Origin of the sequence: Methylobacterium sp. E-065, assembly GCF_022829605.1 — a bacterium.
Taxonomy (GTDB): Bacteria; Pseudomonadota; Alphaproteobacteria; order Rhizobiales; family Beijerinckiaceae; genus Methylobacterium.
The window spans coordinates 1-6499 of record NZ_JAKSYD010000058.1; the positions used below are offsets into that span (position 1 = coordinate 1).

Genomic DNA, 6499 nt, shown 5'->3' on the forward strand with positions numbered 1-6499 from the left:
CCACGACGCTCTTCCCACCTCCTGGTTCCTGGATGATGGCGGGGGCTCCGATGGGCGCGGCGAGGCCGGTCACCTCGGCGATGGGCGTGCCGGTGCTCATCGGGGGCTCGCGCACGTGGCAGCGACGACACTGACACGCGCAGGCCCTCCCACCTCGGCGGGGGAGGGTGGGCTCCGAAGGGGGTCGGGGGAGGGGAGCGACGGTGCACAACAAAGCTCAGTGCTGCGGGAAGGGCGCGCCGCATTCGGAAGCGGCGCTCCCCTCTCCCGACCCCTGCTGAAGAAGGGGCCACCCTCCCCCGCAGAAGGGGGAGGAGAGGCGTCGCGCTCAAACATACCGCTCATGCCCGCCTCAGCTTCGGGTTCACGGCCGCCGAGAGCAGGTCGGCGGCGAGGTTCAGGGCGATGTAGGTGGCGGCGGTGCAGATCACGACGCCCTGGACGGTGGCGAAATCCCGGTTGAACACGGCATCGACCATCAGCTTGCCGAAGCCCGGCACGGAAAACACCTGCTCGGTCAGCACCGCCCCGGACAGGAGCTGCCCGAATTCCAGCGCGCCCAGCGTAATGATCGGGATCGCGGCGTTGGGCAGGGCGTGCCGCAGGGTCACCCGCAGGGGCGAGACGCCCTTGGCGCGGGCGGTGCGGACGTAGTCGGAGCCGAGCACGCCCAGCATCGCCGCGCGGGTGTGGCGCATCATCACCGCCGCGATGGCGTTGCCGAGCACGAAGGCCGGCATCACCATGGCGGCGAGGTTGTCCGACAGGCTCTCGAACGGCGAGACGTAGCCCGAGGCCGGTAGCCAGCCCAGCTCCACCGAGAATAGCAGGATCAGCAGGATCCCGAGCCAGAAATTCGGCACCGACAGGCCCCACAGGGCGATGCCGTTGGCGATCGTGTCGGCGGCCTGACCGCGCTTGACCGCCGACAGCACGCCCATCGGCACGCCGATGGCGAGCGCCACCAGCATCGCCAAGCAGGCGAGTTCCAGCGTCACCGGCAGTTTCTCGACGATCAGCTCCGAGACCGGCTTCTGCAGCCGGATCGACTCGCCGAGATCGCCCCGCAGCACGCCGTTGGCCCAGTAGGCGTAGCGGACCGGCAGGGGCTCATCGAGGTGGTACTTTTCGCGGATGAAGGCGATCACCTGCGGATCGCGCTCTTCCCCGGTCAGCGCCGTGGCGACGTCGCCGGGCAGCAATTGCTGCAGGGCGAAGATGATCATCGAGGCCAGGATCAGCGTCGGGACCGCCAAAGCGAGGCGTCGGGCTAGGAAGCGCAGCATCAGTTCAGCTTCAGGCCAGGGAAGCGCACGAGCCCGTCGGGATAGGGCACGAAGCCGGTGATCTTCTGGCTGTAGGCCCAGAGCAGCTTGCGGTGCAGGATGTAGATGCCCGGCCGGTCGGTCAGCACGTGATCGGCCAGCGCCTTCCAGGCGGCCTTGCGCTTCGCCGGGTCGATGGTGCCGCGCTCGGCCTGGAGGGCCGCGTCGGCCTCCGGGCTGCAGTATTTGGGATAGTTCAGCGCCGCCTTGCAGGCGAGGAAGCTGAACGTGTTGCCGTCCGGGTCGGAGCGGCCGCTCCACGAATAGAGCTGCGCCTCGTAATTGCCCTTGTCGGCGGCATCGAGCGCCGTGGTGAAGTCCACCGCCTGGATCTTCACGTCGAAGCCCGCCTCCTTGGTCATGGCCTGGATCACCTGGCCCACCTGCGGCGACTCGCTGTTGGCGTAGACGGTGAGCGTGATCTGCGGGTTCGGCTTGCCGGCCTCGGCGAGCAGCGCCTTGGCCTTGGCGACATCCCGCTTCGGGATCGGGTACTTGGCGACGTAGTTCGGGTTCTTCGGGTTGACCCACTGGTTCCCGGCCAGGAACTCGCCGTTATAGACCACCTGATTGATGGCGTTGCGGTCGATGGCGGCCTCGAAGGCGGCGCGCACCTTCGGGTCGGAGACCGGCGAGCCGGCCTTGTGGGGGTTGAACAGGATCTCCTGGAAGCCGAGTTCGGTGGTCGAATCGAGCTTCAGCTTGGCGTCCCGCTTCACCTGCGGCACGTCGGTCGGGGCGAGCCGCTCCAGCAGGTCGAGCTGCCCGGCGCGCAGGTTGGTGAGCCGCACGGTGGCGTCGGGGATCGGCCGGAACTCGATCCGCTGGATCTGGATCGCGTCCTTGTTCCAGTAGTCGGGGAAGCGCTCGACCACGATCCGGTCCTGCGGCACCCGCTCGACGAACTTGTACGGGCCCGCGCAGACCGGCGCGGAGGCGAACTTGTCACCGAGCCGCTCGGCGGCCTTGGGCGAGACCATCATGCCGGCGCGGTCGGTGAACTGCGCGAGCAACGGCGCGAACGGCTGCTTCAGGTTGATGCGGAATGTGAGGTCGTCGACCACGTCGACGGAGTCGATCGGCGCGATCTCCGAGCGGCGCTGCGAGCCCGGCATCTTCATATGTCGCTCGATCGAGTACTTGGCCGCCGCCGCGTCGAGCTTCTCGCCGTCGTGGAACAGGACGCCCGGGCGCAGGTGCAGGGTCAGCGCCTTTTCGTCCGGCGACAACTCCCAGGAGGTCGCGAGCTGCGGCACCGGCTTCAGGTCGGGCCCGATATCCACGAGCTTGTCGCACAGGGCGGCAAACACCATCCGGCTCGCGAAGGTGCGGGCCAGCGTCGGATCGAGGGCGTCCGGATCCTCCATCATGCCGTAGCGCAGGGTCTGTGCCGCGGCGGGCCCGGACACGATCAGTCCGGCGAGGAGGCAGGCGGCGAGACGCAACATGAAATCGGTCCGGAGGCTGGCGCGGGTGGCGGGATGCGATCGGCCGCGGCCGATCCGGAGGCGGCGAAGAATGTCGCGCACCGCCGTGGCATGCACAATCCCAAGGCAGCATCCATGCCAGACGATCAAGCTGCATCTTTTATCCAAACCGGCAAAACGACGTCAGCGACGTGTCGCGCTGCGGCTGTTCGGATATTCGGTACGCGGCGACCGGCCTGCCCTGACGGACCTCGCGCGCCAGTTCGTCACGCTGGCCCGGGCGCCGGATCCCAGCCCCCCGGTTCGGGTACACCCTCGTATCGCCCCGAAGGAGAAGATCACCGCGGTGACACTGGAGGACGGCTAAGCCGTCTCGGGGCCGGTGCTCGCCATCTCGGCGTCCGGCGTGGCAGTGCTGATCGATCGGACGCTGGAACTCTGCGCAACGATCCGGGTCGACCGGACAATGGCCCGGATGATGCGGCAGGGCACCCACAAGGTGAGGGTATCTGAGGCCGTTCGAGCCCAGCGCCGTCATAGGGCGATGACCATATAGAACAGCGACACGCCCGCGGCCCTCGCGGCGGCGGCGGATGGGCGCTACAATATTCAGGATCAGCGAAGGACATCCCATGAAGCGTCATCTCTCCGCATCCCTCGCCGCCGCCCTCCCGGCCGTTCTTGCGGTGCTGCCGCAGGCGGCGCTCGCGCATCCGGGTCATGGCGCCGCCATCGGTGCGGAGGCGGGGTTCCTGCACCCGCTGATGGGGGTCGATCACGTGCTGGCGATGGTCGCGGTCGGCCTGCTGGCAGCCCTCCGGGGCGGGCGGGCTCTCTGGGCGCTGCCCCTGTCCTTCCTGGCACTGATGAGCGCGGGGGCGGGGCTCGGCATGGCGGGGATCGCGCTGCCCTACGCCGAGACCGGGATCGCGCTCTCCATCGTGGTCTTCGGCCTCGCCGCCATGGTCGGCCTGCGGGCGCCGGTGGCCCTGCTCGCCGCCCTGGTTGGGGTGTTCGCGGTGTTCCACGGCTACGCACACGGGGCCGAGATGCCGGAGACCGCCTCCGGCCTGTCGTTCGGCTTTGGCTTCCTGGCGGCGACCGCGCTCCTCCATGCGGCCGGGATCGGCCTTGGCATGGCCGGTGCCCGCCTGGGCGCGACCCGGGCCGCGCCGGTCCTCGGGGCCGGCGTCGCGATGGCGGGCCTCGCCCTGCTGGTGCTGCCCGCCTGACCGAGGCGGCCGACCCGTCTGCGGCGCGCGCGCCCGATACGGGGTCGGAGCCGCGCCTGAGTATCCGCATCGATCTGGGGCCCGGGCACCGGCTCGGTCCCGGCAAAGTGCGTCTGCTCAAACTGATCGCCGAGCACGGGTCCATTGCCGGCGCCGGCCGTGCCCTGGGCATGTCGTATCGCCGGGCATGGCTGCTGGTCGAGGCGATGAACACCGGTTTCGGCCGCCCGGTGGTCGAGGCACAGACCGGCGGACGGGCGGGAGGCGGCGCACGCCTCTCGGAGTTCGGGGCCGATGTCGTGGCCCGGTACCGCGCCGTCGAAACCGCCGCTGAAGCGGCGGCCGCTCCGTACTTGAACCGGCTGGGGCAGGCGGGGGACATGTAACCGGCCCGGGCGTGGGCGCGATAAGCGAGCGTGCGTGTCACAGGCCTCCAGGGGCTGAATGCAGCGCACGCTGCCCCACGTGCTGCCGGTCGCGACGATCCCGGCGGCAACAAGAGGACCCCACATGGCTAAGTACACGACGCTCGCCCTGATGAGCCTACTGGCTGTCACAACGGCGGCGCAGGCGGCCCCGAAGGTTGAACGCCTGCGGGGAACAGTGGAGGCGGTCGATCAGGGTGGCTTCACGCTGAAGACCCTCGACGGCAAGTCCGAAGTGGTCGCGCTGCCGGCGGACGCGAAGGTCTCGTGGGTCATCCCGGCGAGCCTCGATCAGATCAAGGACGGCGTGTTCATCGGCACGGCCACCAAGGGCCAGCCCCCGGTGGCACTGGCAGTCGTTCTGTTCCCCGAGGCGATGCGCGGCACCGGCGAGGGGCATTACGACTGGGACATGATCGCGGACCACACGGCCGGCGGCGCCCGGGTGAAGAGCGCGATGACCAACGGCACCGTGAAGGCCGACGTCCGCTCGACCGCCCCCGACGCCCCCCGGGTGAAGAGCGCGATGACCAACGGTACCGTGACGGCGAGCGGCGGCGGAGCCGAGCGGACGCTGACGGTGGATTACGGCAAGGGCCAGTCCATCCAGGTCCTGGTGCCCCCGCAGGCGCCCGTCGTCAGCTTCGCGCCGGCCGACGCCGCGGCCCTCACACCGGGTGCGCGGGCCTTCGTGCTCGTCGCGCGCGAAGATGACGGCCATCTCACGGCCCGCCGGGTCGCCGTCGGCAAGGACGGCCTGACCCCGCCCATGTAAGCCGGCAATGTAACGCGGCTGTCGCGCGCAGGGCCCGCAGCAACCACGGCTGCAGGAGGCCCTGCGCGCGATTCGTCCGGCGCGCGAATACGGGCGCTGGGCTATTCGAGTCCGAAGACGCTCTGAAAATTCGCGCGAAACCGGCCCCCGGACACCGGTTAGTGGCCAATGCGCTCCGAAATTGTTGCCAGCAGGCAACATGCAGTCGGAACCGGGGCCGTAAGCGAGAATCCACGTTGCCGCCCGTAACCCGTTCGCACATGGTGAGGGTGCACGGGGGCATCGCCAAGCGAGAGCCCGCAAGAGCCTGCCGCCCAAGACGCAGGCCAAATCTACAAAACGTGCGGCTAGACCCGGTTAACCGGGCACGTCCGCATTATTGGGTCTCGAAGCTTTGGAGATATCGATGAAGCTCTTGAAGGGCTCGTTGCTCGGGTCGGCTGCTGCGTTCGCAGCGGTGGGCGCCGCGCACGCCGCCGATCTGCCGGTCAAGAAAGCCGTGCCGATCGAATACGTCCGCGTCTGCACCGCCTACGGCGCCGGCTTCTTCTACATCCCCGGCACCGATACCTGCCTGCGCGTCTCGGGCCGTGCCCGGTTCGAGGGCGGATACCAGACCAGCTACTCGCGTCAGAACGGCGTCGGTGACACGTCCGGCTACCAGGGCCGGATGCGCATCAACCTCGATGCCCGCACCCAGACCGCCTACGGCACGCTCCGCGCCTTCGTGCGTCTCGATGCCGGCGCCCGCACCGGTTACTCCGGCGTCGGCACCTCCGGCACGCAGCAGCGGATCGGCCAGGCCTATGCCGGCATCGGCACCGACAGCTTCGGCCGCGACCAGCAGTACATGAACGTCGACAAGGCGTTCATCCAGTTCGCGGGTCTGACCGCCGGTCGCGCGTCGTCGTTCTTCGACTTCTACGCCCACGACTTCGAGTTCGCTGGCGCGACCGCCGGTTCGGACGTGTTCTCGACCAACCTGCTGGCCTACACCGCCACGGTCGGCAACGGCCTGTCGGCCACGATCTCGATCGAAGATCCGGTCTTCCGCCGCACCCCGATCTTCTCGCCGACCAACATCTCCGCGACGGTCAACACCGGCGCCGTGTCGAACTTCGGCGTGACCAACCAGCCGACCCCGGTCTTCGTCGGCCCGGGCCGTTTCGGCAATATCGACAGCATCGAGCGCTCGCGCCTGCCCGACTTCGTCGGCGTCGTGCGCCTCGATCAGGCCTGGGGTTCGGCCCAGCTCTCGGCCGCCACCCACGAGCTGAACGTCGGCAATCTCTCGACCGCCGCCAGCACCGGTACT

7 protein-coding genes are annotated in these 6499 nt (G+C 69.0%); 5 read left to right on the forward strand and 2 right to left on the reverse strand.

The features are described 5' to 3' along the window. Positions 1-341 precede the first annotated feature (341 nt). Complete coding sequence (locus MKK84_RS05520; RefSeq protein WP_243917330.1) at positions 342-1286, reverse strand: ABC transporter permease; 945 nt, start codon at positions 1284-1286, stop codon at positions 342-344. Next, positions 1286-2773 (reverse strand): ABC transporter substrate-binding protein, encoded by a 1488-nt coding sequence (locus MKK84_RS05525; RefSeq protein WP_243917332.1) that lies wholly within the window; start codon positions 2771-2773, stop codon positions 1286-1288. The genes MKK84_RS05520 and MKK84_RS05525 overlap by 1 nt, the downstream gene beginning before the upstream one ends. A gap of 70 nt (positions 2774-2843) precedes the next feature. On the opposite strand from MKK84_RS05525, the gene MKK84_RS05530 reads away from it, so the two are divergent. The 5 genes from MKK84_RS05530 to MKK84_RS05550 all read left to right on the forward strand — a co-directional run. Then, positions 2844-3119: a hypothetical protein gene (locus MKK84_RS05530; protein WP_243917334.1), complete on the forward strand. Its 276-nt coding sequence runs from the start codon at positions 2844-2846 to the stop codon at positions 3117-3119. Between the two features lie 265 nt (positions 3120-3384). Further along, positions 3385-3984 carry a HupE/UreJ family protein gene (locus MKK84_RS05535; protein ID WP_243917336.1) on the forward strand — a complete coding sequence of 200 codons (600 nt, stop codon included), beginning with the start codon at positions 3385-3387 and terminating at the stop codon, positions 3982-3984. Positions 3985-4091: 107 nt separating this feature from the next. Then, complete coding sequence (locus MKK84_RS05540) at positions 4092-4370, forward strand: winged helix-turn-helix domain-containing protein (protein ID WP_243917338.1); 279 nt, start codon at positions 4092-4094, stop codon at positions 4368-4370. Positions 4371-4494: 124 nt separating this feature from the next. After that, the gene (locus MKK84_RS05545) at positions 4495-5184 is read left to right on the forward strand and encodes a metal ABC transporter permease (protein ID WP_243917340.1); all 690 of its coding nucleotides are present in this window, start codon (positions 4495-4497) and stop codon (positions 5182-5184) included. Between the two features lie 406 nt (positions 5185-5590). Beyond that, positions 5591-6499: porin (locus MKK84_RS05550; protein ID WP_243917342.1), on the forward strand; the 909-nt coding region annotated here is incomplete at its 3' end.